At 49.6% G+C, this 19,548-nt stretch carries 24 protein-coding genes; 16 read left to right on the top strand and 8 right to left on the bottom strand.

Annotated features, from left to right (window positions below; translation table 11 throughout):
- Window positions 1-9: 9 nt before the first annotated feature.
- Window positions 10-609 carry an alpha/beta hydrolase family protein gene (locus HCN83_RS12860; protein WP_168007955.1) on the bottom strand — a complete coding sequence of 200 codons (600 nt, stop codon included), beginning with the start codon at window positions 607-609 and terminating at the stop codon, window positions 10-12.
- Window positions 512-853 carry a hypothetical protein gene (locus HCN83_RS12855; protein WP_168007953.1) on the bottom strand — a complete coding sequence of 114 codons (342 nt, stop codon included), beginning with the start codon at window positions 851-853 and terminating at the stop codon, window positions 512-514. Before HCN83_RS12855 ends, HCN83_RS12860 begins: the two co-directional genes overlap by 98 nt.
- Window positions 854-967: 114 nt before the next feature.
- Here HCN83_RS12855 and HCN83_RS12850 point away from each other — a divergent pair, with 114 nt between their 5' ends.
- Together HCN83_RS12850 and HCN83_RS12845 are read left to right on the top strand one after the other, a co-directional pair.
- Window positions 968-2,230 carry a hypothetical protein gene (locus tag HCN83_RS12850; protein WP_168007951.1) on the top strand — a complete coding sequence of 421 codons (1,263 nt, stop codon included), beginning with the start codon at window positions 968-970 and terminating at the stop codon, window positions 2,228-2,230.
- Window positions 2,231-2,264: 34 nt separating this feature from the next.
- Window positions 2,265-2,693 carry a hypothetical protein gene (locus HCN83_RS12845; RefSeq protein WP_168007949.1) on the top strand — a complete coding sequence of 143 codons (429 nt, stop codon included), beginning with the start codon at window positions 2,265-2,267 and terminating at the stop codon, window positions 2,691-2,693.
- A gap of 134 nt (window positions 2,694-2,827) precedes the next feature.
- Here the strand turns inward: HCN83_RS12845 and HCN83_RS12840 are convergent, their stop codons facing one another.
- Window positions 2,828-3,577 carry a hypothetical protein gene (locus tag HCN83_RS12840; protein ID WP_168007947.1) on the bottom strand — a complete coding sequence of 250 codons (750 nt, stop codon included), beginning with the start codon at window positions 3,575-3,577 and terminating at the stop codon, window positions 2,828-2,830.
- Window positions 3,578-3,712: 135 nt separating this feature from the next.
- Complete coding sequence (locus tag HCN83_RS12835) at window positions 3,713-3,910, bottom strand: hypothetical protein (RefSeq protein ID WP_168007945.1); 198 nt, start codon at window positions 3,908-3,910, stop codon at window positions 3,713-3,715.
- 156 nt (window positions 3,911-4,066) lie between these two features.
- On the opposite strand from HCN83_RS12835, the gene HCN83_RS12830 reads away from it, so the two are divergent.
- Genes HCN83_RS12830 through HCN83_RS12820 form a run of 3 tightly spaced genes read left to right on the top strand, consistent with a single transcriptional unit; the run spans window position 4,067 to window position 6,402 of the window.
- Window positions 4,067-4,888: a DUF368 domain-containing protein gene (locus tag HCN83_RS12830; RefSeq protein WP_168007943.1), complete on the top strand. Its 822-nt coding sequence runs from the start codon at window positions 4,067-4,069 to the stop codon at window positions 4,886-4,888.
- Window positions 4,889-4,901: 13 nt separating this feature from the next.
- Window positions 4,902-6,029 carry an N-methyl-L-tryptophan oxidase gene (solA, locus tag HCN83_RS12825; protein ID WP_168007941.1) on the top strand — a complete coding sequence of 376 codons (1,128 nt, stop codon included), beginning with the start codon at window positions 4,902-4,904 and terminating at the stop codon, window positions 6,027-6,029.
- Window positions 6,019-6,402, top strand: coding sequence for a hypothetical protein (locus HCN83_RS12820; protein ID WP_168007939.1), 384 nt, complete (start codon window positions 6,019-6,021; stop codon window positions 6,400-6,402). The genes solA and HCN83_RS12820 overlap by 11 nt, the downstream gene beginning before the upstream one ends.
- 55 nt (window positions 6,403-6,457) lie before the next feature.
- Here the strand turns inward: HCN83_RS12820 and HCN83_RS12815 are convergent, their stop codons facing one another.
- Both HCN83_RS12815 and HCN83_RS12810 read right to left on the bottom strand, forming a co-directional pair.
- Entirely contained in the window at window positions 6,458-7,072 is a 615-nt protein-coding gene (locus HCN83_RS12815) for a flavodoxin family protein (RefSeq protein ID WP_168007937.1), read from the bottom strand.
- 152 nt (window positions 7,073-7,224) lie between these two features.
- Complete coding sequence (locus HCN83_RS12810) at window positions 7,225-8,358, bottom strand: metal ABC transporter solute-binding protein, Zn/Mn family (RefSeq protein ID WP_168007935.1); 1,134 nt, start codon at window positions 8,356-8,358, stop codon at window positions 7,225-7,227.
- Window positions 8,359-8,528: 170 nt separating this feature from the next.
- Here HCN83_RS12810 and HCN83_RS12805 point away from each other — a divergent pair, with 170 nt between their 5' ends.
- The 8 genes from HCN83_RS12805 to HCN83_RS12770 all read left to right on the top strand — a co-directional run bounded on the left by HCN83_RS12805 (window position 8,529) and on the right by HCN83_RS12770 (window position 14,843).
- On the top strand, window positions 8,529-9,032 hold the full coding sequence (locus HCN83_RS12805) for an STM3941 family protein (RefSeq protein ID WP_168007933.1): 504 nt from the start codon (window positions 8,529-8,531) through the stop codon (window positions 9,030-9,032).
- Window positions 9,033-9,327: 295 nt separating this feature from the next.
- On the top strand, window positions 9,328-10,329 hold the full coding sequence (locus HCN83_RS12800) for a metal ABC transporter solute-binding protein, Zn/Mn family (protein ID WP_168007931.1): 1,002 nt from the start codon (window positions 9,328-9,330) through the stop codon (window positions 10,327-10,329).
- A gap of 126 nt (window positions 10,330-10,455) precedes the next feature.
- Window positions 10,456-10,698: a hypothetical protein gene (locus tag HCN83_RS12795; RefSeq protein ID WP_168007929.1), complete on the top strand. Its 243-nt coding sequence runs from the start codon at window positions 10,456-10,458 to the stop codon at window positions 10,696-10,698.
- Window positions 10,699-10,854: 156 nt separating this feature from the next.
- A complete protein-coding gene (locus tag HCN83_RS12790) occupies window positions 10,855-11,625 on the top strand; it encodes an alpha/beta fold hydrolase (RefSeq protein WP_168007927.1) in 771 nt (256 codons plus the stop codon).
- 181 nt (window positions 11,626-11,806) lie between these two features.
- Entirely contained in the window at window positions 11,807-13,300 is a 1,494-nt protein-coding gene (locus HCN83_RS12785; RefSeq protein ID WP_168007925.1) for a S41 family peptidase, read from the top strand.
- Window positions 13,301-13,315: 15 nt separating this feature from the next.
- Window positions 13,316-13,807 carry a GNAT family N-acetyltransferase gene (locus tag HCN83_RS12780; RefSeq protein ID WP_168007923.1) on the top strand — a complete coding sequence of 164 codons (492 nt, stop codon included), beginning with the start codon at window positions 13,316-13,318 and terminating at the stop codon, window positions 13,805-13,807.
- A 204-nt stretch (window positions 13,808-14,011) separates the two neighbouring features.
- On the top strand, window positions 14,012-14,344 hold the full coding sequence (locus tag HCN83_RS12775; RefSeq protein WP_205774650.1) for a nucleoside triphosphate pyrophosphohydrolase: 333 nt from the start codon (window positions 14,012-14,014) through the stop codon (window positions 14,342-14,344).
- Between the two features lie 223 nt (window positions 14,345-14,567).
- Complete coding sequence (locus tag HCN83_RS12770; protein WP_168007921.1) at window positions 14,568-14,843, top strand: hypothetical protein; 276 nt, start codon at window positions 14,568-14,570, stop codon at window positions 14,841-14,843.
- A 114-nt stretch (window positions 14,844-14,957) separates the two neighbouring features.
- On the opposite strand, the gene HCN83_RS12765 is transcribed toward HCN83_RS12770, so the two are convergent.
- Window positions 14,958-15,719, bottom strand: a complete 762-nt coding sequence (locus tag HCN83_RS12765) for a DUF6544 family protein (protein ID WP_168007919.1) — start codon at window positions 15,717-15,719, stop codon at window positions 14,958-14,960.
- A gap of 189 nt (window positions 15,720-15,908) precedes the next feature.
- On the opposite strand from HCN83_RS12765, the gene HCN83_RS12760 reads away from it, so the two are divergent.
- A complete protein-coding gene (locus HCN83_RS12760) occupies window positions 15,909-16,040 on the top strand; it encodes a lmo0937 family membrane protein (RefSeq protein ID WP_168007997.1) in 132 nt (43 codons plus the stop codon).
- A gap of 54 nt (window positions 16,041-16,094) precedes the next feature.
- The gene (locus HCN83_RS12755) at window positions 16,095-16,382 is read left to right on the top strand and encodes a hypothetical protein (RefSeq protein ID WP_168007917.1); all 288 of its coding nucleotides are present in this window, start codon (window positions 16,095-16,097) and stop codon (window positions 16,380-16,382) included.
- Between the two features lie 43 nt (window positions 16,383-16,425).
- Here HCN83_RS12755 and HCN83_RS12750 read toward each other — a convergent pair whose 3' ends face one another.
- Entirely contained in the window at window positions 16,426-17,208 is a 783-nt protein-coding gene (locus HCN83_RS12750) for a hypothetical protein (RefSeq protein ID WP_168007915.1), read from the bottom strand.
- Between the two features lie 309 nt (window positions 17,209-17,517).
- Here HCN83_RS12750 and HCN83_RS12745 point away from each other — a divergent pair, with 309 nt between their 5' ends.
- Window positions 17,518-19,506, top strand: coding sequence for a sigma 54-interacting transcriptional regulator (locus HCN83_RS12745; protein ID WP_246238229.1), 1,989 nt, complete (start codon window positions 17,518-17,520; stop codon window positions 19,504-19,506).
- Window positions 19,507-19,548: the final 42 nt, after the last annotated feature.

The raw sequence follows: 19,548 nt of genomic DNA, 5'->3' as shown, positions 1-19,548 counted from the left end.
TTTCGTTGTTTAGTGACGTTCGAACCAGTCGAGTATCTCTACCTGCGCAGCATCCCAGTTTTCCTGCACGCTGTGATCATCCCCTTCATAGGTGAGCAGCGAGGACTCCTGCCCGGCGGTATTCATCGCTTCGTGCAGCTTTTCGGCCTGGTCAACCGGGACCTGATCATCTGCTTCTCCGTGGAGAAGGAGGAGCGGTGCGTCGATCTCTTCTGCCCAGTGGACTGCTGACCGTTTTTCATACTCCTCCGGCACCTCTTCGGGAATGCCGATCAGTTCAGCGAGCAGCGGCCGCATTTCAGGACGATCGTTTTCATACAGCTCGCGGATATCAGTCGCTCCTCCCACGACAGCCGCGGCCTGGATGTCCATGCCTTCTTGTATGGCCCGGGTCGTCATCATGCCTCCTCTGGAAAAGCCGAGCATATAGATCTCATCTGCATCGGCGAAAGCGAGCTCTTCCGCAACGTGTGCCAGCTGCAGCACGTCGTGCACATCGTCCCCGCCAAATTCATCCTCGCCTTCGCTGCTGCCGCCCTCCCGGTACTGGCTGGCAATCACCGTGTAGCCCTGATCGGCCCAGTAGCTGTGAAAAAAAAGCGAGTTCATCGTGCGTCACTTCACCAAAGTTTCGATTTCCGCCTCTATTGATGATCAGCGTCGGTGCCGGTTCTTCATCCGCACTGATGATATATCCATCAATCATATAGCCGTCGCTTTCATATGTGATCTCCCAGACGTTTACGTCATAATCACTTGAGAAATCCGGTATTTCCTGTTTATCTCGGATAACCTCCTCATTCGAACAGGCTGAGATAAGCAGGACTGCCAGTACAGGTAATGTTATTTTCATAACCGCCTCCTTTCATATAACTACGGAATGAAGACGGGAGCGGTTTCAATAAACTGCCAATTGGTGAAACGTGTAGGTACACTTCTCGTCTAACACGATAAGAGGAGGGTTTTTATGAAAAGGGGAATCATCGCAGCCATGTTGATACTGGCGGCCTGTGGCGAAAGCGATGAATCAGCGGGAGTAGCGGGAGAAAGCAGTGAGCCTGATTATACGACTGTAGACGTTCCGGCAGACGATCGGGAAGCACTGCTGGACGTGATGCGCACCTGGAGCGAAGAGGAACTGGACGAGGACGGCGGATTGTTTCTCGCCTCCGACAGTTCAGCCGGAGCGGCGGCAAATGGAAGCGTCGTGCAGCAGGTGGCAGCCGATGATGTATCAGCCGCAGCAGAATCGCTTACAGCGTTCGCCGAAACACTGGAGTCAGGTGATGAACAGACCGTTTATTTGCAGAGCGTGCCCTATAGGGAAGACGAGCTGAAGCAGCTGGCGGAACGATTTACGGAAGAGGCCGGAAACTGGTACGAACACGGTGCCTTAATCGACGTCGTTTCGTCGATTCGCAATCACGAAATGGACGTGCGCGTCACGTCTATGGATGCAGTGGATGAAGCTGCGATCAGGGCGGATCTTGGCTCGATTTCCTTTATAACCTGGCACGAAGCGCACTCCAACGAACGGGATGATGCAAACGTTCCGGTCGAAGCCCCTGACTATACCGGCACGGTGACAGAGATCGATGACGATTTTTTCATGACGATTGACGACGAGAACGATGTCGATGTGATGGACGGGGACATTATGAAAGAAGGCGAGGAGCAGCTGCCGCCTGACATAATGGAAGCAGGGGACGAGGTGGAAGTGTGGATAGGCGGTGCACCGAACATGCGGGATGAGGCGTATGACGCAGCGATTGCCGTGCATGTGCTGACAGATGAGACAGAAGAACGATTGCCGACAGTGGACCATGAATCGTGGAGCGCTCCGCTTGAGGGTGAGACGAAAGTGACAATGCATCCTGACGGAGGTGAGCCGGACCGTGCGGCGATTGTGCATGAGCCAGAACCACTTGCCGAAAGCCTGCGAATTCCGGGAGATCTGGATCCGGAAGAGACTCCTTTTCTTGCTGTCGTTTCAGGTGAGTCCGGATCATGTGCGGTCGAACCTACTGAAATTCGCGTGTTTGAAAGCGGACTCGCCGAGCTGCATCCGGATCCGGCAGAGGGGCACGAGGGTTGCACCGACGACTATAATCCGTACACGCTGATCATTCCGATGCAGCCTGATGTGGCAGACAGGATTGAGCACGTGCAGCCGGCACCAGTCAGCGGACATTCGGAGCTGCCTGTTGAAGAGCCCGGCACCCTGTATTAACAAGTGCGTGTAAATGAAAGGAAGGAGAGGATACATGGTGAGGTTGTTACTTATAGCCGGCGCGATAATGCTCGCCGGCTGTGCAGCGGACGATCTGCGTGTTTATGAGTGGCAGCAGTCTTCAGATCATTGGGAGCTGCAAGTTTCAGTTGAAGAACTGGCAGCCGGTGACGATCAAGGGGAAGAAGTGCTCATTACAGCTGAGTATAGGAATGAATCAGCGGTTGCAGAAAATGTACGGATCACGTCGCTATCTGCAGAATTGGATCAGAATGAAATGGCCTCTTCCTCAGTCGATGAAGTGGAGGCAGGCGAGACAGTGGAGCAGGAACGGAGAGGAAGCGCTCAAAATCCCGCCTTTTTAGGGAGTATTGTAAACGAAGAACCGATCATCATCACCCTGGACTGGCATGAAGCAGGAGAAGCGCGTCAGGAAACATTTCAGTTTCAGGTGGAAGAATGATAATGACGTCACACCGGAACAACGAAATAACAGGCTCCCGTCAAATGATGACCGGGGGCCTGTTAACTGTTTTAAGCTCTTAAGCGTATTCTGTAAAAATACGTTAAGTTAATATAGGGTTAGATAACAGTTCATTAAAATGAAATTTCAATATCGATGTCTTCCCCTAATTCATTCCAGTCTTCATCAATCGGGGCTGACCATGTCATTCTTACACTGTTTACATCTTCTGCATTTGAATTTTCAAGGATAAAAAAGAAGCTGCCGCTGTGATTCGTATTTGCCATCATATCACTGTCTAAATAATCAGACATCAGCCAATCAGATTCAAGCTGCTCACCTGTATCTGTTGAGATAGTGGCCTGATTTACATAGAATGTAATATCGTCATCAGACGAGTTTTGCACCTCAACATCAATTTGAATGTAATCAATCACGTCTGACTCCATCAATTCAGCCATATCAGGTGTTAGTTCACCGGATATTGTGTTTACTTGAAGAATATCCATTATGACTGGACCAGTTTCAATTGTATCAATATCATCCTGTCGGGCATGGAGTGTGAATGTGCCGCCCTCATTTTCGATGGTTTCTCCAACTTCTGTTTCCCATCCATCCTCCTGAACCTCTTCCATGACCTCTTCATCTTCATTATTCAAGTTTTGATCGGCCGAGTCATTAGCAGCTTCATTAGAATTATCATGTTCATTACTTACTTCTTCATCATTATCACCGTTGTTAGAGTTGTTTTCTGGGCTATCTTCAATTTGGTTAGTCGCATCGTTGTTATTGCTTGCTTCTGTTTCATTCACATTGTTTTCTTCACCACAAGCAACCAGCAGTAAAATAACACTAATCGAAAGGAGACCTAATGATTTTTTCATAATCATACCCCCTAATTAATATACTTTTATCATACCAAATCAAAGCATATAAATGTCATAAATTTCATTACAAAGCATCAAGATAGATAGTTTATAAATATAAAAAAGCGCCCCAACAGGCGCTTCTTTCGTTCCTTATGTATGGTCTTTCAGCGAAGCAGCAGGGAACACGAATACATTGATGAGCAGCACAGCGCCGAGAGCAATGTAGATCAGCGGTGTAACCGAAAACGTACCGCCGAGAAATTCTGCTGAGGCAGCATAAAATCCGACGATCAACAGAAGCGCTCCGAAAACAGCATTTGCTTTACCAAACAGTGTCAGCTTATTCATACTGATCCCCTTACTGAAGGTATTGGAATGACTGAGATTCCGAATACAGTATACCATCAAATGCAGAAAACGTCCGCATGAAAAAATTGGATGAGCAAACTGGTTGGAAAAAGGTATGCTACAATGAGCTGGAAAAGATTTCTGGGAGGTGGAGTAATGAGAGGCTTGTGGTGGAAAGGAGTGGCCGTAGGAGTGACAGAAACCGTGCCGGGAATTAGCGGAAGCACGGTGGCCATGATCGCAGGTATTTATGAGAAACTAATCGCTTCACTGAGTATGCTGTCAACGAAAGATCGTCATCAGGCGATTCCGTTTTTAGCGGTATTTGGGTTTGGTATGGTGACGGGGCTTCTCGGAGCGATCTGGACAGTCGATTATTTGCTTCATACATATAGAACTCCGACTTTATTGTTTTTTGCAGGAATCATCACCGGTTTTTTACCTGGACTGGTGAAAGAAACAGCATCGATGGGAAAAGGAATTCGACTCAAAGAAACAGGGTGGATTTGTGCAGGAATAGCTGTTGTCATTTTACTGCAAACAGCAGGAGGAAGAATCACATTTGAAACAGAAGGCAGTACGTGGGTACACTATTTATTTCTAGGTTCTGCAGGACTGGCTGCCAGTACAGCGCTTGTACTGCCCGGAATGAGCGGGGCACTTATTTTGACGATTCTCGGTGTGTATGAAACGGTGACGGCGGCCGTATTGCAACTGAATTTCTCTGTTTTACTCCCGATCGCAGCAGGCGCTGTAACGGGCCTGCTCGTTATTAGCAGACTTGTTAAAGCAGCTCTTTCAAAACATCCTTTTCGTACCTACCTGCTCATCACGGGTCTTGTTACGGGTTCTCTGTATGCACTCATGGTAAATCTCGATTCGTCAGCACCAGCAGTGTGGCTGGCTTCAGGGGTTACATTTACAGCTGGAGCTGCAGGAATGCTGCTTATCGCAAATCTTTCTTCTACTAAAACATAACAGGAGGCTTTCCATGATTGATGTGATCATTATCGGCGCAGGAACGATGGGGCTTGCGGCTGGCTATACGGCAGCGAAAGACGGAAAAAGCGTGGTGATGATTGACGCGGATGATCCACCGCACAATTCCGGCAGTCATCACGGTGATACGCGGATGATTCGGCTCGCTTATGCAGAAGGGGCACAGTACGTGCCGTTTGTACTCCGGGCAAAAGCGCTATGGGAGGAGCTGGAGCATGCGACGGGAGAAGAGATGTACGTGAAAACAGGAGTGCTTGGAGCAGGTAAAAAAGATGGGACGTTCGTGAATCAAATGATCGATAGTGCCCGTGAATATAACCTTCCGCTCGATGTTCTTACCGCTGAAGAGGCCAACGCTCGCTGGAAGGGCCTTGCGCTTCCGGCTGATTACGCGGGCTGCTATGAACCGGAGGCAGGTGTCCTGTATGCCGAAAAAGCGCTTCGCGTCTACCGGCGGGAAGCGCTCGCAGCAGGAGCAAAACTCTATACGCACACGACCGTGCAATCCGTTGAACCGTCGGCGGATTTTGTGACTGTGGTGACGGACCACGGCAGCTGCACCGGAAAGCATCTGATTGTGTCTGCCGGAGCGAGGAGCGGAGCAGTTTTGAAGCAACTCGGGCTACGAATCCCGCTGCAGCCTATTCGCAAAACGTTTTCCTGGTACGAGGCCGATGAAGCACGCTACTCGGCACACGTATTTCCAGGATTTGCGATGGAAACAGCGGACGGAACGTTTTACGGGTTTTCAAGTGTCGATGAGGCAGGAATCAAGCTGGGTCGCCACGACGGCGGGGAAGCGGTCGATCCGGAGCAGCAGCTCGCTCCTTTTCAGGCAGCGGACAGCGCAGACACGTCAGCTTTTCTAAGCCGGTTCCTGCCACTGTCAGGAAAATTCAAGCATGGCAAAACGTGTTTGTATACGATGACGCCGGATGGAAGCTTTGTCATCGACCGGCATCCGCAGTTTGCTCACATCGCTGTTGCAGCAGGATTTTCCGGACACGGGTTTAAATTCGCGCCGGCAGTAGGAGAAGCGCTCGTGCAGCTCGTCGAAGGCAGCGATACGACAATGGATCTCACTTCGTTTACGATTGGACGGTTTTCAGATGAAGGCTGACACGTTCACCAGAATCATCTACGTGAGTGCGCTCGCCTTTCCGCTGCCAATGCTGCTCATTTATCTCGACTATGGAAGCCGTTTTTACGATTGGGCCGTTCCAGGCGTATTTCGTCATATCCTAGGAATGATGGTCATCAGCATGGCGGCAGCGTTCCTGCTCGCACGGTGGGGCAGGCAACTTTCACCGCTTTATACGGCCGGATTGATTCTCTTATGCACGGTAACGTTTGTGAGCGGACCTCTGCTCATGGAAGAGAGCTACTGGTTCGCACCGCTGAGCCGCAACGCCCTGCTCGGCATTGCGACCGGGCTCTATGCATCTTTTTTTATCCTTATGTGGCTGCCGATGTATCAGGCAAACCGGCGTTAGCCGCTAACCACGATCGTTCAGGTGTCTGTGCGGAAGCTATCGATACTTAATAAGCTCAATTCCGGGTGTTGCCTTCTGGTGGAATAGGACGCTCCTGAAACATGCTGGCAAAATGTACGAGGTTGTAGCACATGATTTTCGTATTCTGCTTGGTAAAAGCATTATCCCGGTCCGTTTCCAAATAAGACGGTCCGGGTCCCGCTTCCCCAACCCAGTAGGCATCGACGTTCGGCGGAATTGTAAAGCCAATGTGCGACAGGCCGTAAAGGATGGATTTTGCGGCTTCTTTTGCTCCATCTTCGTTACCGGTTACAACGGCACCGCCCACTTTATTGTAGTAAATCGACTGGCCTTTCGTATTCAAGTCACTGCTAGCTGCGTAAAGCCGTTCCATCGCAAGCGTCATCACACTGCTTTTTTCCCCGATCCAGATGGGAGTTGCCATAATCAAAATGTTTGCTCCCATCACTTTTTCAAGGAGCCCCGGCCATTCATCACCTTCACCAAGGTCCTTCTCCATTCCAGGTAATATGCGGTAATCAGCCAGCCGAATTTCTTCGGTTTCCACGCCAAGCTTTGTGAACCATTCCGCTGCTTCCTCCAATAATCCAGAGGTATGGGAAAGGGCAGGGGACGGCTTTAACGAACCGTTCAGAAAAAGTGCTTTCATCGTATCATTCTCCTTTTTAAAAAAGTGCTCCGATTAGCTGCTCAAACGACTGTCTCCAACGATTGTTTCTTTCCATTAAATACCTACTATACTGTATGTTGAAACGTATAGTTCAAAAAAAAGCCACCGAAATGATTTCGGCGGCCCTTCGCTTAGCGCAGTGCAGTATTTAATGTTTCGAGATTCTGCTCCATTAGAGAAAAGTATGTTTCCTCATTTTCTACATCTTCTTCAACAAGAACTTCTAAGTTATGAAGCTCAAGAGATTCAGCACCGACCTGCTCGCGGACTGTTTCGGTGATGTTTTCCGGAATGTTCTGCTCGAACATCACGTAGTTAATATCGTTGTCTTCCATAAATTCAATCGTTTCTTCCATTTGCTGAATGGATGGCTCGTTTGAAGGGGAGAGACCAGCAATCCCTAATTGACGGATCCCGTACTCTTCTTCCCAGTAGCCATAGCCGGCGTGGGAAACGACGATGATGTCCTGCGTCATATTCTCAGAAAGCTCGACAAACTGCTCGTCCAGCTCTTCAAACTGGGTTAACAGCTCCTCGTAATTTTCTTCAAACGTATCAGCTGCATCTGGATTTGCTTCGCTCAGCGCGTTTTTAATGTTTTCTGCCTGCTCAGCAGCACGCTTCGGATCGAGCCATAGGTGCGGATCTTCATCGCCGTGGCTGTGATCGTGGTCATGATCATCGTTGTTGTCATCATGATTATGGCCGTGATTATCGTCATCGTGGTCGTGATCATGATCATCGTTGTTATCATCGTGATTATGTCCATGATCGTTGTCATGGTCGTGATCATGGTCATGGTCATGGTCGTGGTCATCATTAATGCCATGGCTGTAAGAAATCAGATCGATTCCTTCAGAAGCTGTTACCATTTCGACATTCTGACCTTCAACAGCTTCCTGCACGCTTTCTGTAAAGCCTTCAAATTCAACGCCATTATAGATGAACAGATCCGCTTCTGCGATTTCGATCATCTGGTTGGAGGAAGGTTCGAACGTATGCGCATCTGCTCCGACAGGTACGATGTTTTCTACTTCTACGTAGTCACCGCCAATTTCCTGAGCAAAATACTCAAGCGGGAAGAGCGTTGTTTTTACCGTAATTGGATCCTGATCCTCGGCGGCCTCGTTTTCCTCTTCATTCGTTGCGGCAGTGTTGCTATTTTCCTCAGCATTGTTCGTATTGTTGTCTGCAGCCTCATTGTTGCCGCAGGCTGCTAAAAAGACAGCCGAGAGCACGATGGCAGACAGTTTCGTTTTTCTCATGTATTTCATACCCCTTTCGTAACGATTCCGTTTTACTCAACCTGTAGTATACGGAAAACAATGCAGTTTGTAAATCATAATCGTTACGATTGTAAAAAAGAATGAAAGATTGCGCTACAATGGAAATGAGAGGAAGTGAGTCAGGATGGAAAAAGAGATTGTCATTTACCATGCAAAAAACAAAGCTTGTGCTTCTTACATTGGGCGCATGGCTGTTTGTGGCAGCAGGGATATTTTTTTATCTCAGCCCGGAGATTGGTTTGACGCTTTTGACAGAAGTGCTCGTCTTTTGGATCGGCGTTCCGTTTTTCACCTTAGCAGGCCTTTATGCGGCAAAACGGCTGATGATCAAAAAGCCGGCCGTCATCCTCGACTCGGAAGGCTTCGTGGATCAGGCATCCGCTGTCGGAGCAGGCCGCGTCTACTGGAAGGAAGTGGAGTCGATGTTCATTTTTACATACGGCGGTCAGCGCTTTCTCGGTGTCCGGCTCAACGAAACCAGCGGCCTGGAACAGAGAATGTCGAAACGAAAAGCTGCGCTTCTGAACCTTAACCGGGAGCTGACCGGCGCTGAAGCGTCAATTCATATTCCACAGACGGCGCTCTCCGTAAAGCTTGAAAGCGTGCTCGATGATGCTAAAAAACGGCTTCAGCATATAAAACGTAATACGTGAAGCGTGTAATTATGGCCAATTAATTTTCATCAGAACGAATGAGTTTGCTTCTGTTGTTTTCAGCGGAAGTTTTTTTCTGTTATTAGCACTGATCGTATGCGTTGTATGATGGTTAGCCGTTATGCAGCAGCGTGTGCACGTTCAGCATCAACCTATAAAACAAGATTATCTATAGACATCACAGAGTACATCATGTAGAATAACCCTAGATTTGCATTAGGTAAACATTTATAGTTATAAACAAATAAGTTACACGAAGCCATAATATGTGGTAGTGGAGAAAAGGAGTTTGATGATGAAACGAGCAGGATTATTAACGATGGGTGTGCTATTTCTGACAGCCTGTGGAGCAGAGAACAATGAGAACTCAGGGGGGCTAAACGATAACGGAGCAGAAAACAACGAGAACACGGAAGGACTGAATGAAAACGTCGGAGAAAGCAATGAAGCAGATGCAGAGGGAAATGAAGCGGAAGCAGCCGGTGATACGCTGCAAGTAACCGCAAGCTTTTCGGTCATCGCTGACTTTGTCGAGCAGGTCGGCGGGGACCACGTTGAGGTTGATTACATCGTGCCGCGTGGCGAGGAGCCGGAAGAGCATGAGCCGACGCCGGGCAATTTCCAGACCGTTGCTGACAGCGAAGCGTTTTTCGTAAACGGCATGGGACTGGAATCCTGGCTGCAGTCGCTCATGGATAATGCTTCTGAAACGGAAGCTGTTGAGCTGGCAGATGGCATTGACGGAATTGCACTGGAAGAATCTGATGCGGAGGATCCTCACGCCTGGCTGAACCCGCAGAACGTAGAGATTTACGTAGAAAACATTAAAGAAAAGCTGATTGAACTGAATCCGGAGGCAGAAGCAGATTTCGAAGCCAACGCCGAAGCCTATCTGGAAGAGATCAGCGAGCTGGATGCGTGGATCGAAGAAGAGCTTTCTGCCGTGCCGGAAGAGCACCGCTTTTTGACGATCAGTGAAGATGCTCTCGTATATTTTGGCGAGCGCTATGATTTTGACACGGCAGGCATTTGGGAACTGAATTCTCATGAGGAAGGAACGCCTTCTCAAATCTCCGGCATGGTTGATGAAGTACAGGAACGCGGCGTTCCTTACGTCTTTGTCGAGTCAACGGTAAGCCCGAACTATATGGAAACAGTTTCTGAGAACGCAGATGTACCAATCTATGAAGACATGCTGTACACGGACGGCATCGGGGAAGACGATACGGGCATCAGCTCATACGTCGATATGATGGAGCATAATACAGAGGCGATTCGAAGCGCTCTCGGTGAATAAGAGGCAAACCGGCGGAGAACATGTTCCGCCGGTTTTTTCTTTAAGAATGGTTTTAAGCCTGTCATGAGCGGGTATTTATGACGTAGCCACAAAAATCAGCATGGTAAAAGGGGCGATAGGGAACACATGCAAACGTGGAAAATTAACTACGGGACAGGCACGACGCAGATTATCAGCGATGCCGTGCTGGACGAAGTGAAAGCCTTCGCAGCAGCTCAGATGGATCTTACAAATAAGCACGTGACGATCTCCAGTCTGGACGAATCGTACACGGTCACCGCTAAGTGGAAAGAAGGCAATCCACCGCGGACCGAAGAAATAATCAAGCAGTTTGACGGCCGTGGCTACTATCAGCAGTGGCAGGCATAATACCATTTATACATAGCGTTGCCGCAGTCTTTGGGACTGGGGCCTTTTTTTGTTCGATAACGCTCGATCGGTTACCTCAGGGGGAAGAAAGACGCTAATTGGAAAATCATGTATCATAGTATCATAAGGCCGTATTGCGAGAAGAGGGTGAATGATGTGCATTATACAGAATGTGGAGAAGACCGTGAAGTCCTTCTCATGTTTTTACATGGCGGCGGAGTGAGCGGATGGATGTGGAGACCCCAGCTGGAAAAATTTGCGGATAGCTATCATTGTCTTGTACCGGATCTTCCTCAGCATGGAAAAAGTAATCAGTACACGTTTTTTTCGATCGATGAGGCAGCCGATGAATGCCTGAAGTTAGTAAAGAGGAAAGGGAGAGAGAAAAAGGTCGTGGTAGTGGGCTTTTCGTTAGGGGCACAGGTGGTCATTTCCATGCTTGGAAAGAAGCCTTCCCTGATTGATGCAGTGATGATCAATAGTGCATTAGTTAAACCTGTCCCTTTCGCAGGCTGTCTCATTCAGTTAATGAAGCACGCTCTGCGATTAGTGAAATGGAAAGCTTTTTCGAAGGTGCAGGCGACCTACATGTACCTCCCGGAGGATCAGCATGAGCAGTATTATCAAGAGAGCCGCCAGATGACGAAGCCTGCTTTTGCCAGCGTGATGGAAGAGAACATGTCGTTTTGTCTGCCGGAATCATTTCGATCCTTCCAAGGATCCATGCTTATCACAGTCGGGGAAAAAGAAAGAACGATGATGAAGGCAAGCTTGGAAGAAATGGTCCATCGCAATGAGAACAGCAAAGGGATGATGATAGCTGACGCAGGTCACGGATTTTCATTACAGGCACCTGATTTATTTAATACCATTCTAAAAACATGGATCGCAGAAAGCTTACTGGATACAAATGGAGAAGACGTGTAAAAACCTTCCTCCATACGTAGAGCAGTTCGAATACTCGACTAAAATAAAGCTATTCCTTAACCCAGCATTTTAGTAAACAAATAGAACTAGGAAAAGATGAACACTAAAAAACGATAGGCCTGTCGATCATTTTTTTGAAACTTACTATGCTTACAATCGTACTGTAGTCAGAGGTGATGAGATGAAGCGACTTCTGTTAGGAAGCACGATCCTGCTTGTGACCGCCTGCAGTGGCGAGCAGGATGACTATGAGGAGCTGGCTGAGCTCGCAGGTGAAACGCCTGAAGACCATGATCCGGCAAATTATGTCCCTGATTTAGAGGAAACAGAGTTGGAGGAGCTGTCCATATCGGAGCTGCAGCAGCTGGCTAATCCAATCACGCCTCCTTCGAATCAGCTATCTCAGGAAGAGATGAGAGAGGATGCCGATACGCTGCTCAGACTGTTCCGCTACGGATACGGACCGATGGAGTATTACGGCGGTGAGGACGTGTTTCTAGAGCACCATAGCGAACTGATCGACTGGATTGAAGAAGCCGAAACAGATATATCTGCCCGCAATTTCATGAATCGGGTGAAAGAAACGTATGCATTTGTCACCGATCAGCACCTCTTTCTTGGCTCCGGCGTTCCGTTTGAGCGGGAAGAAGGGTTTTATTACATAGAAGATGTTTTTGTTAATCAGGACAACGACGAATGGTTTCTTGAGGACGCTCAAATTCTTTCCATTAACGGAGACAATCCGGACGAATGGATTGTCCCTCATATCAGCGAAGAAGGGAAGCTCGAACATATCATCGGACGATCCACTGCGGCAGCTGACAGCTGGCAGGTAGAGACAGAAGACGAAACGCTGGACGTAACGGCTGTGAGGCCATTAGGTACTGCTTCGCCTTCAACGGACACTTTTGCTGAGAGCATGACGGAAGGAGAGATTCCGATCATCCGCTTCGGTTCCATGACCGTTTACGATGATGATGATGTGTCATATGACGATATGCTGGATTCGGTCCAAACTGTGGAAGAGGCGGATGCTGCGATTATCGATTTACGCGGCAATCGAGGAGGTCTGGGTATTTTCGTCACAAGATGGGTGCATGATTTAACAGGATCTCCTCCCGCAGAATCCACTGAAGTTGGATTGAAAACGAATACGAATCACATTCTGCTCTCGAATATGCGCGATATCTACGAGGAAGAGGGAATGGAAGTCGTCACGTTTTATGATCATATCGAACCGGAGATGTTCCGGGGATTCGATGCGTCAGAGGTGCCGGTTGAACCGGATATAGACGTGACGTCGTTTGATGATCAGTGGGAAGAGGCAGAAGAGCCGATAGCGGAAGAGCCGCAGCTTAACACACCTCTGTATATTTTAGTGGATGAAGAAACGGGCTCCGCTTCAGAATATATGGTCATGAGCCTGCAGTCGTTTGAGAACGCACATATCATCGGAGTACCGACGATGGGAGCGTTGATCAGTGACGCCGGCTCGTATGTTCAACTTCCGAATTCACATATGCCGGTGCAGATGCCTGCTTTCTTGTTATGGAATCCGGATGCATACGGCCGGGAGGGCTTCGGGCTCGAACCCGATATTTGGATTGCGCCCGCCGACGCGCTGGAGAATGTCTCTGCCTGGGTGGACCGGGTGCACGCGTCAGATACGCCGTAAGAGAGGGGATAAGACATGCATATACGCAACATGACGCTTCACGATTACGACGCGCTCATCGGACAGGTCAACGAATGGTGGGGCGGAAGGCAGATGAGCGATATGCTGCCAAGACTGTTCGTCCGTCATTTTAAGCAAACGTGCTTTATAGTAGAATCAGACGGAAACACGTGCGGCTTTTTAGTCGGTTTTCTTTCACAGGCCGATCCGCAGGCTGCCTATATTCACTTTGTCGGAATCGATCCGGCCTACCGCAGGCAGAAGCTTGCAAGGGAGCTGTACCAGGTGTTTTGTAAGAAAGCGATGGAACAGGGACGAACCGACATCTATGCGGTCACATCACCAATTAACAAAACATCAATCGCGTTTCTTCAGGCAAACGGCTTTTCTATTATAGAAGGCACTCACGTTATCGATAGCATACCGGTTCATGCCGACTATGACGGTTCTGGAAAGGACCGTGTATGTTTCGTCAAAAAGATATGGCAGACAGAAGCAGCTACGTAAATGACGACAGTCGGAAAGCTGTAAGAACGTAAAGAAGCCCATCATTTCAAACAGGAGGCATCTGCATGACGATTCTCGGCTGGATGCTGGAAAGTCCGCTCCTTGTTCTGCTGCTCGTAGCAGCAGTGGTCACCATCGTCTATCAAGTCAGAAGGAAACGCAGGGATTCTCGAGACGCATAAACCAGCAATGAAGGAGGTACACATGGTGACTAGCATGTACAACAAGCTTGTCCGGGATCTCATTCCGGAAATCATTGAAAAAGACGGCAAGACGTGCGAGACAGCCACACTGGATGCGGACGCCTACGAAACAAAACTGCTCGAAAAGCTGCGTGAAGAAGCACTGGAGCTGGAGCACGCGGAGGCGCAGCAGGACAAACTGGAAGAGATCGCCGATGCAATGGAAGTGCTGCACGCGCTCGCAGAATATTATGGAAGCACAGCAGACGAAGTAGAGCAGATCCGCCTGAAAAAGCGCGCGGAACGCGGGGGCTTCAGCCGGCGAACGTTGCTTAAGCAGGTTGACGAAACCTGAAAAAAAGACGTTCGTCGAGACATAAGCAAGCAATGACTGCTTACCAGAAGTTAGCAAAAATAGTCCTTTTGCCCTCATAGATTTTCCCATATTTGCGTTTGGAACGGTGGAAATAGTGGAATATGACTTGTAGGCGCTTTCAATTCTGGCGAGGGCGTTTTTTAAGCTTGAACTCCACTCCTCTACTCCAACGACCAGGAAAACATGAAGGAGGAAGATGCACGTGAAACACAACCTGTCACTGATGGAACAAAACACTCTTTCGCGACTGCGAAGAGAAGAACAGTCTCTGCAGCTGCAGCTGGACAGTTTAGGCCGGCGCCTCCATTTTTTGAGGAGAATTAAACAAACATATTCGGACCGGCACACCCACGATCACTACCAGAAAAAAATGGGCGATGTCCTCCGGGAAATGCAGCACTTGCACCGCAAGCTGATGATGAACAGATCCAAGCAGGAGGCTATTTCCGGTGCAGAACCGGTAAAAGAAGAAGCATAAATACAACTTGGGCAGAACAGAGCCAGTGAAAGCTTCGCTTTGGGCAGAAAGCAGAAGCTTTTTTTGTGCGGTTTAGGAAAGCTTTGTTCAAATCGACGAAGACGACGGCTTGCTTCAGCCGGGATGTGCTTCCTGGATTGTTTCGATCGTTCCTTTATAGTAATCATAAGCACCGGAGTCAAGGTGCCACATGATGCGAATCGCTTTCGGTATCGTCAGCGGCCCCTGTGTCTGCCAGGATTCGACTTCCGCTGTAAATGGGCGGAGCCGGTACGTACCGTCTTTTTCTTTGTACGGCCGGTCTTCGCTGTCAAAACGGCTGAACAAACCCGATTCGTCGGCAGAAAACGTGCCGGTGACGTGCAGACCGGCGTGAGACAGCGCTACCTTGATACCGTGTGCAGTCGGCTCGAGCCACTTTATGCCGGGATGCAGGAACAGAGCTGGAAGCAGCAGAGCCTCGGCAAAAATGGTGAGCAGCGCTCCCTGACTGAGTTCAGGGCCCGAAGTTCGAAAAGCGGGAATGACTTTCAGAAACCGTCCGTCCATACGTCCTGACCCATCCATAAACAAGTCGCGGACCTCAAGCGGCATGCGCTTCGTCCGCATATAGGCAGTGCGTGCCGGCTCCACCATAGACAAATACTGCTTTGTTTCCAGCTGCGTCCACGGTTTTCCGGGAGCAAGACGAATGAAGCTTTCTTTCCAGATGATGTCGGCTTCCCAGATAACCGGCTTGCCGATCCAGCCGGCTCTGCGCAAATGACGCGCTGCTGCTTCCGGGAGAGAAGCTGTCCTTTCCTCTGTCCAATATTCCTGCCCCTTTGAAGCACGATGGATCAGTTCCAGCCGCTCCGACTCAAACTGTCGTTTCATATGGATAACCCCCTTCCTGAATGGAATTAGTACTTGTATCAGGCCCGTTCAGCAGGTTTCACAAAAAGAATGTTTTGCATATAGGCTTTTTGGTAATAGATACTATAACACCGCAGTCATAAAACTAATCATCAACAATTCAATCTAATTATGGACAAAGAAGGAGAGTGGACATTGTGATTTTGGACTATTATTGGTATTCTTATTCTAGCATGGCTGCTTGGCTTCAGTCTGGATTTCGGCGGCGGACTCATTCATACGCTGCTCGTTATCGCACTGATCGTCGCTGTCGTGAACCTGATACTCGGAAGACGAGCCTGACTATTCTACAAGAAAGGTGGTGAGGTGCAGCGCTGACACAGCGCGCACACGTATATGGCAAATAAACTACTCTTTTCCGCACTAACAGCAACAGCAGCGGCCGCCGTTTACTACTTGCGAAACAATGAGAACCGTGAGAAAGCAGCGGACTATGTAAAACGGGCGGTCGCAGAAGTAAAAGGCCAGACGAAAGAAGACGAAGACCGCGAACTTCGGGAAAAGGTCGGACACTCCGATCCGCTCGACATTCAGGACAACTCGATGGTAGATGAGGGAGCGCAGTTCTCCGTTAATTACTACAACGAGAAGCTGAAGGACGAGGAAGAAGAAGATCCAAAATAACAAGAAACCTTCACGGCTCTGCCACTTCTGGCAGAGCCTTTTTTTATGCTCTGCGGAGCCGTTTTTTCGCTGCAAGACCTTCCTTTAGCAATTCTGCCTGCTGCCTGAGTGCGGCAAGGGTTTCCGGAGAAGACGGAATAACCGGCTGATCATTTGACAGCCATGCAGGTACCGGCGCTGTTTTGACAGGTGTCATTTGGGTAAACGGTCGTTTCACCGTCTTCCAGGACTCCAGCATTTTTTCCACATAGGAAAAGGAGCGGGCTCCGTATGAGGCCGCTTTTGCGAGCGCTTCTCGGAGTACCGCTTCAAAGTCCTGAAACAATGGCCGCCATGCTGCAAGCCGCTTTTCTAATCCCTCAATCATTCCAAACTGATCGATACATAGAGAAGCCAGCGGGTCTTCTCGTCTTTCTGGTGTTATCTTTGCAGGATTCTCTGGTATAGCAGCGGTATTTTCCTTTTTCGAAACGGAATTTTTTACGTTCGAAACGGACTCTTCCTCCCAGCTGTACCCGGCATTTTCTACAGCTCCTTGAATCGTTTCCCAGCAGACGCGGTACTGCATCGTCTTATCCCATTTCATCACCGGATTGCGGCGCTCCTCCATGAACCCGAGCTGCGTCAACTTCTTTAAATACGTTCGCATGGAATAGGCAGACACGTTCATCAGCATATCCTCCGCCAGCTCCTGCCCGCTTTTATACACCCAGCCATCGCGGTTTTTCGTGCGGCGGCTCCAGTACATCATCTGATTCAGCACCATCGCCAGCTTATAGTCTCCTGTAATCACTGCAAGCTCTTCCTTTAACACAATTCGTTTCATATCGATTCCTCCTCTTTTGTCTTCCGGTCTTCAAGTACATCAAAAATGAGAAAAGGGAGGGGACCGATCGCAAAAAAATAGTTTTGGAAAGCAAAATGTCCGTCAGCTGTCATTTTTTATTAAACAATAACAACAGTAGACCGATCTGGATGTACATTTTTTCTAACTGTTTCATTTTGTCGAAAGCATAGCCGCTCACATCGAATCTCTTACGTTAGTTAAAAAGGAAATCGCTCCCTCGCGTCGAATCATATAACGAACAAGTGATGTCCGTTCGTTATAGCTGGGGAGGAGAGCATATTGGAAAAAATGATGCAGTTTCAGCGCAGAAACGGGCTGCACATCCGGCTTGCAGCTGCGATGATTTCCACGTTGCAGCAGCACGTTTCCTCATCCGATGATTTGCAGCACGTGTGGATCGAATACGGAGGCAGGCGTGCCCAGATCGCGAATCTGCTTGCGATCGTGTCGCTGCGTATTCCGTCCGGTGCTTCCTTCAGGATTTACACAGAAGAACCAGATGCCGATCCGCTGCTGGATGTAATTGAGACATTTTTTGCTCAGGAGCAGGAAGAAGAACCGGATACGATGGCAGATGAGCTCCTCATTGAAAGCTCTGTCAGCATGGAAGCGGCGATGGCCGCCATGCGTCATGGGGTGCTCGTTGTGAACCGGGAAAACCGGATTACGTACGTCAATGAAGCAGCAGCGGCGCTCATCGGCAGAGCACAGGCAGAGCTTCACGGAAGCCGAGCCGACCGGAGTGTGCCTGGGTCGATGATGCACCGCGTGCTGAAGACCGGAGAAGCGCAGTGGAACGTGAAAATGAAGCTGCATCGTACGCAGATCATTACGAACCGGGCGCCGGTTTACTACGACGGGGAGATCATCGGAGCCGTTGCCACGTTTGAGGATATTTCCAACGTCGAGAGCGTCTCACGGGAGCTCGAATCCGTGCGTCTTTTGAAAGAACGGCTGCAGCTGTTGCTCTCAGCAATTCAGGATGCGATCGTCTTTCTCGACGAAGCAGGGGACAGCGTCTACGAAAACACGGCTTTTACAAAATGGCAGGAGCGGGAAACGATCGAGCCGCGGCGGCTGATGAAGAAGGAAGAATGGGCGTCGCTGAAGCGACAGCTCCCGGTAACGCGGGCGATTCGCACGAAGGATGGTGACGTTTACGTCATGCAGGCGGATCCGGTTTTTCTGAGCGGACAGTTTCGCGGAGCCGTCATTACCCTGCGGGCGTCGCGCGGCATGCGCGAATTGTTAAAAGGTGTTCCTGCCGTATCACGTCAGCAGGCTGAATCAGCCGATGAACTCGCGTTTCAGTCGCTCGTCGGCGAGAGCCCGGCGCTTCGGAATACGATACGCGCGGCGATGAGAGCCTCCGAGACGGATGCGACAGTGTTTATCAGCGGCGAAAGCGGCACGGGAAAAGAGCTGCTCGCTCGCGGGATCCATCAAGCCGGGCGCAGAAGGCTGAAGCCCTTTATAGCGGTAAACTGTGCGTCGATTCCGGTGACGCTTTTGGAGAGCGAGTTATTCGGCCACGAAAAAGGAGCGTTTACGAGCGCGTTTAAAACGCATATCGGCGCTTTTGAACAGGCAGACGGCGGCACGCTGTTTCTCGATGAGATTTCCGAGCTTGCGCCGGAAGTGCAGAGCAAGCTGCTGCGTGTAATTCAGGAACGGGAAATTACCCGCGTTGGCGGCAGGGAGCGGATCCCGGTCGACATCCGCATCATCACTGCGACGAACCGGGCGCCAGATGAACTGATCACGAGTGACGCGTTTCGCGACGATTTATTTTACCGGCTGTATGTCGTTCCGCTTCATCTGCCGGCTTTACGGGAGCGCGGCGGCGACATCCGGCTCCTTGCGGCCAACTACATTCACTACTTTTCACGTCTCATGGAGCGGGAAGATCCGCACGTCGATACGTCTTTTTTAGAGGCCCTTGAGAAAAGAAGCTGGCCCGGGAACGTCCGTGAGCTGCAAAATGTGATCGAGCGGATTATGACGCTGTATCCGGATGACCAGTTAACCGCGGCGCACGTACCGGATGCGTTCACGCGAAAAGAAGAAGCACCGCTTACGCTCGCAGAAGCGGAGCGCGAAGCGGTCAAACGTGCAGCGCCTTACGCGGCAAGCTATTCCGAACTTGGACGGATGCTCGGCGTCTCGCATAAAACAGCCGCCCGCAAGCTTCACGAGCATGGCCTGACAGAGCTGTTTGGTCAATCTGCCCAGCCCTCTGGTCATCATGACCAGATACTCCAAAAAGAACAGCCGTAACTGCGAATCGTAAGCGTTTTCAATTTGGCACGATCCTTGCAT

This window comes from Alkalicoccus luteus, from assembly GCF_012034335.1.
Classification (GTDB): Bacteria; Bacillota; Bacilli; order Bacillales; family Salisediminibacteriaceae; genus Alkalicoccus; species Alkalicoccus luteus_A.
Note: the sequence above shows the minus strand (reverse complement) of the source record. Positions and strands in the feature narration are given on the sequence as shown.

What these genes read in the sequence shown, in the direction of transcription:
- HCN83_RS12800 (WP_168007931.1), top strand. Translation starts at nt 9,328, where the DNA reads ATGAAACGAGCAGGATTATTAACGATGGGTGTGCTATTTCTGACAGCC.
- solA (WP_168007941.1), top strand. Translation starts at nt 4,902, where the DNA reads ATGATTGATGTGATCATTATCGGCGCAGGAACGATGGGGCTTGCGGCT.
- HCN83_RS12840 (WP_168007947.1), bottom strand. Translation starts at nt 3,577, where the DNA reads ATGAAAAAATCATTAGGTCTCCTTTCGATTAGTGTTATTTTACTGCTG.
- HCN83_RS12750 (WP_168007915.1), bottom strand. Translation starts at nt 17,208, where the DNA reads ATGAAACGAATTGTGTTAAAGGAAGAGCTTGCAGTGATTACAGGAGAC.
- HCN83_RS12835 (WP_168007945.1), bottom strand. Translation starts at nt 3,910, where the DNA reads ATGAATAAGCTGACACTGTTTGGTAAAGCAAATGCTGTTTTCGGAGCG.
- HCN83_RS12810 (WP_168007935.1), bottom strand. Translation starts at nt 8,358, where the DNA reads ATGAGAAAAACGAAACTGTCTGCCATCGTGCTCTCGGCTGTCTTTTTA.
- HCN83_RS12775 (WP_205774650.1), top strand. Translation starts at nt 14,012, where the DNA reads ATGGTGACTAGCATGTACAACAAGCTTGTCCGGGATCTCATTCCGGAA.
- HCN83_RS12850 (WP_168007951.1), top strand. Translation starts at nt 968, where the DNA reads ATGAAAAGGGGAATCATCGCAGCCATGTTGATACTGGCGGCCTGTGGC.
- HCN83_RS12745 (WP_246238229.1), top strand. Translation starts at nt 17,518, where the DNA reads ATGATGCAGTTTCAGCGCAGAAACGGGCTGCACATCCGGCTTGCAGCT.
- HCN83_RS12815 (WP_168007937.1), bottom strand. Translation starts at nt 7,072, where the DNA reads ATGAAAGCACTTTTTCTGAACGGTTCGTTAAAGCCGTCCCCTGCCCTT.
- HCN83_RS12780 (WP_168007923.1), top strand. Translation starts at nt 13,316, where the DNA reads ATGCATATACGCAACATGACGCTTCACGATTACGACGCGCTCATCGGA.
- HCN83_RS12805 (WP_168007933.1), top strand. Translation starts at nt 8,529, where the DNA reads ATGCAAAAAACAAAGCTTGTGCTTCTTACATTGGGCGCATGGCTGTTT.
- HCN83_RS12765 (WP_168007919.1), bottom strand. Translation starts at nt 15,719, where the DNA reads ATGAAACGACAGTTTGAGTCGGAGCGGCTGGAACTGATCCATCGTGCT.
- HCN83_RS12755 (WP_168007917.1), top strand. Translation starts at nt 16,095, where the DNA reads ATGGCAAATAAACTACTCTTTTCCGCACTAACAGCAACAGCAGCGGCC.
- HCN83_RS12830 (WP_168007943.1), top strand. Translation starts at nt 4,067, where the DNA reads ATGAGAGGCTTGTGGTGGAAAGGAGTGGCCGTAGGAGTGACAGAAACC.
- HCN83_RS12855 (WP_168007953.1), bottom strand. Translation starts at nt 853, where the DNA reads ATGAAAATAACATTACCTGTACTGGCAGTCCTGCTTATCTCAGCCTGT.
- HCN83_RS12860 (WP_168007955.1), bottom strand. Translation starts at nt 609, where the DNA reads ATGAACTCGCTTTTTTTTCACAGCTACTGGGCCGATCAGGGCTACACG.
- HCN83_RS12795 (WP_168007929.1), top strand. Translation starts at nt 10,456, where the DNA reads ATGCAAACGTGGAAAATTAACTACGGGACAGGCACGACGCAGATTATC.
- HCN83_RS12845 (WP_168007949.1), top strand. Translation starts at nt 2,265, where the DNA reads ATGGTGAGGTTGTTACTTATAGCCGGCGCGATAATGCTCGCCGGCTGT.
- HCN83_RS12820 (WP_168007939.1), top strand. Translation starts at nt 6,019, where the DNA reads ATGAAGGCTGACACGTTCACCAGAATCATCTACGTGAGTGCGCTCGCC.
- HCN83_RS12785 (WP_168007925.1), top strand. Translation starts at nt 11,807, where the DNA reads ATGAAGCGACTTCTGTTAGGAAGCACGATCCTGCTTGTGACCGCCTGC.